Here is a 2,879-nt window from a genome sequence, read left to right as displayed (position 1 = left end):
GCATGCCGGACCTGTTGAGCAGCTATGAGGCAGTGGCGACGGCCGATGCCTACGGCATCGCCATCGAGGCTGCCCAGCTCGAAGGTTTTCTCGGGCGCGTCCGTACGCAGGACGGGACCGCGTGGACCCCACTCGCGCCCGCTGGTGGAGGACCTCTAGCTGTATGAGGCCATGACGTTGGTGACGCCGGTGGAGAGCCGGGATGCTGGTGGCTGATCTCCGGCGGCAGTGTGTGGCCGATGGTAGTTGTAGTGCACGTTCCAGACCGCCAGAGCCGCGGTGCGGTGGTGTTCGCTGGTCCAGACGCGGGCGTAGAGGAATTCTTCGGCCAGGATTCGGTTGTAGCGTTCGACTTTCCCGTTGTGGCGTGGGGTGTAGGGCGTGATCCGCTGGTGGCGGGCTCCGCGCAGGACGACGGCGAAGTCCTTCGCGCGGTAGCAGGCGCCGTTGTCGGTGACCAGGCGATGAATGTGGGCGATGCCGTGACGGGCGAAGAACGCGCGGGCGCGGTGGACGAATCCGATCGCGGTCCGAGCCTTCTCATCGGGGAGAGCTTCGGTGTAGGCCAGGCGGGAGTAGCCGTCGATCGCGGAGTGCAGGTAGATGTAGCGGGCCCGCTCGCCGCGGGTCTTGCCGCAGGCAACCCGTTTGTCCTGGTCGCTGCCTTTGCCGTGGACGCGCCAGCCACCACCGTCGGGGATCTCGCCGGTCTTTTTCACGTCCAGGTGGACCATGTGCCCTGGCCAGCGAGCGAGGATCCGCCGCGGCTGGCGGTTGCCGGCGCCGGTGGGGTCGAGGAACCTGCGCCGGTTCAGCCCGAGATGCAGCAGCTGCCGACCAACGGTCCCCGCACCGAGATCATCACACCCTCGGCGGAAAGTTCGGTGGCGATCCGGCGCGCTGAATACTTCCGCTGCCGGCGCAGCTGCTCGATCCGGGTGATGGCCTCGGCAGGTGTGGCGGTGGGCTGGTGGTGCGGAACGCTCGGGCGATCGAGCAGCCCTGCCTCGCCGTGGCGGCGCCAGCGGTTGACCCACTTGCTGGCGCATTGGCGGGAGAGGCCCATCTCGGCGGCGACGTGGGCGATCGGGCGGGTCTGGCACCGCTGCACGAGCCGACGGCGGCCCTCGACAGACAGTGGGGCATTACGGTGATGCATGGACGGGTCTTTCTGTCCGGCGGACGAGTTGGTCGCACTTCTCATCCTGCCGCCGAAAGACCCGTCCCCCTCCTCAGACCCCGCCAGCCGACACCAACGTCACGACCCGCAACAGCTAGCGTGCGGGGCATGGACACCGACAGCCCAGTCGAACGCACCACCCGTCGCAGCGACCGCACCGGTCCGGTCCGGCCGTCGCCGGACCTGGCGGCCAGCCCGTTCCGCGCGGACCGCGACCGGGTGTCGAGCTCGGCGTTCTTCTCGCGGCTGGGCGGGGTCACCCAGGTGATCAGCCCCAGCGGGTCCGGTCTGCTGCTGCACAACCGGCTCACCCACAGCCTGAAGGTGGCGCAGGTGGCGCGGGCGATCGGCGAGCGGCTGCTGGCCGACTCGGCGGCGGGCGCGGTGCTGGACAAGCTCGGCGGCTGCGACCTGGACGTGGTCGAGGCCGCCGGGCTCGGCCACGATCTCGGACACCCGCCGTTCGGGCACCTCGGTGAGCGGGTGATGGACCGGCTGGCACGGCAGCGGTTCGGGCTGCGCGACGGGTTCGAGGGCAACGCGCAGTCGTTCCGGATCGTCAGCGCGATCGACGTGCGCGGCGACCCGGAGCGCTCCGGGGACGGGCTGGACCTGACCGCAGCGGTCCGCGCCGCGCTGCTGAAGTACCCGTGGACGCGGTTGCACCGCCCGTCGCCGCACCCGCGCGAGCTGCGCGTGCCGCCGCGCGGTGCCTCGGAACCGGACGACGCGCCCGGTACCGGTTCGGCGAAGTTCTCCTGCTACATCACCGAGCTCGACGACATGCGGGAGTCCCGCGCGGCGTTCCGCGGCAGGCTGGAGAGCTGGCAGCAAACGGTGGAAGCCTCGGTGATGGACACCGCCGACGACATCGCCTACGCCATCCACGACCTGGAGGACTTCCACCGCGTCGGGATCCTGCAGCACACCACGGTTTCGCACGAGCTCACCGAGTGGCTCGGGCACGCCGTGGAGCTGGCCGGGCGCACCGACGGCGAGCTGGCCGCCGCCGAGCACCGGCCGGGCCGGTCGTTGGAGCTGCTGCGCCGCCGGTTGCACGCCAAGGACTCGTGGATCGCCTCCGACGACGCCTTCGTGCACGCGGTGAAGAAGGTCGTCTCGGACCTGGTGACGAAGCTGCTGCAAGTGCCGTTCGACCGTTCCCAGCAGGCCGAGCAGGCGGTGGCGGCGTTCTCCGGCGAGTGGACCCGGCGGCTGGTCGACGGCGTGCGGCTGGAGGAGACCCCGACGGTGCGCTCCGGGCACGTCGCGCTGGCCACCGAGCAGTGGCACGAGGTGCAGGTGCTGAAGTTCGTGCACCGCCGGTTCGTGCTGCAGCGCCCCGACCTGGCGCTGCACCAGCGCGGCCAGGACCGGCTGGTGAGCAAGCTGGTGGAGGCGCTGGACTCGTGGCTGATCGACCGCAGCGAGGAGGCCAGGCTGCCGCACCGGCTGCGCGACCTGTTCGAGCGGGCGAGCGCGGAGTTCCAGGCGGTCCGCGCCGAGGACCCGGCCGCGCTCGGCGGCGAGCCGATCGGCGCGCAAGACCTGGAGCGCTGGGCGCGGGGCCGGGCGGTGATCGACTTCGTCGCTTCGCTCACCGACGACCAGGCCGCCGCGCTCTTGGAGGCGTTGTCCGGACGGACCACTCAACTGTGGTCCGACACGTTCGTGCTGTGAGCGGCGGGCGCCGCGGCCG

Annotated in this window: 1 protein-coding gene and 1 pseudogene; one reads left to right on the top strand and one right to left on the bottom strand. The window is 71.0% G+C overall.

Translation table 11 applies throughout. From position 1 onward, the window contains the following. Positions 1-155: 155 nt before the first annotated feature. A pseudogene (locus tag IJH84_RS26775) lies at positions 156-1,159 on the bottom strand (IS481 family transposase). Between the two features lie 129 nt (positions 1,160-1,288). Here IJH84_RS26775 and IJH84_RS26770 point away from each other — a divergent pair. Continuing rightward, positions 1,289-2,860 (top strand): dGTP triphosphohydrolase, encoded by a 1,572-nt coding sequence (locus IJH84_RS26770; RefSeq protein ID WP_295150429.1) that lies wholly within the window; start codon positions 1,289-1,291, stop codon positions 2,858-2,860. Positions 2,861-2,879: the final 19 nt, after the last annotated feature.

Origin of the sequence: Saccharopolyspora sp., from assembly GCF_017434145.1 — a bacterium.
In the GTDB taxonomy this organism is placed as follows: Bacteria; Actinomycetota; Actinomycetes; order Mycobacteriales; family Pseudonocardiaceae; genus Saccharopolyspora_C; species Saccharopolyspora_C galaxeae.
Note: the sequence above shows the minus strand (reverse complement) of the source record. Positions and strands in the feature narration are given on the sequence as shown.

Bases quoted from the DNA above. Each gene is read 5' to 3' on its own strand.
- IJH84_RS26770 (WP_295150429.1), top strand. From the start codon at position 1,289: ATGGACACCGACAGCCCAGTCGAACGCACCACCCGTCGCAGCGACCGC.